This is a genomic window from Aeromonas taiwanensis, assembly GCF_000820165.1.
Taxonomy (GTDB): domain Bacteria; phylum Pseudomonadota; class Gammaproteobacteria; order Enterobacterales; family Aeromonadaceae; genus Aeromonas; species Aeromonas taiwanensis.
In genome coordinates this window covers 1-733 of record NZ_CDDD01000080.1, presented here as the reverse complement: position 1 = coordinate 733, position 733 = coordinate 1, and the positions used below count along the sequence as shown (strand labels likewise).

Sequence of the window (733 nt, the reverse complement as noted above, 5' to 3'; positions counted from 1 at the left end):
CAGAAAATCCAGGAGCTGGAAGCCCGTATCAACCGGCTCGAACGTGAAAAGGACATACTAAAAAAGGCTACTGCTCTCTTGATGGCGGACGAGTTCACACGTACGCGCTGATAGACCGATTAAGGGAGCAAGCCCCCATCACACTGGTCTGCTGCGCTTTCGATGTTCCCACGTCCTGTTTTTACGATTATCTGGCTCGCAGGCGAGTGATTAACCGTGAGCGCATGCAACAGCGCAGTGAGTTGCGCCGGTTGTTCAAAGAGAGCCGGGGCTCGGCAGGCAGCCGCGCCTTGATGTCGATGATGCGAGAGCTGGGGTATCAGATTGGTCGATTAAAAGTACGTAACCTGATGAAGGAAGCCGGGCTGGCATCCAAGCAGCCGGGCGCACACCGTTATAAGGTTGCACGGTCTGAACGACCGGACATTCCCAATCTGCTGGCCCGCGAATTTGATGTCCCGCAACCCAATCAGGTGTGGTGTGGCGATATCACCTATGTCTGGGCCGGTGGTCGTTGGCATTACCTGGCCGCAGTGCTCGACCTGCATACCCGGCGGGTCGTGGGCTGGGCAATGTCTGACAAGCCTGATGCAGAGTTGGCAATCAAAGCGCTGGAGATGGCCTATCGGCAGCGGGGTTGTCCATCAGGCGTGCTGTTTCACTCCGACCAGGGCAGTCAATACGTCAGCCGGGCATTTCGGCAACGACTGTGGCGCTATCGCATGACCCAGAG

Annotated in this window: 1 pseudogene; it reads left to right on the top strand. The window is 57.0% G+C overall.

The annotated features are described in order from the left end of the window. Positions 1-733 (top strand): annotated as a pseudogene (locus BN1136_RS14090) (IS3 family transposase); the annotation flags it as partial.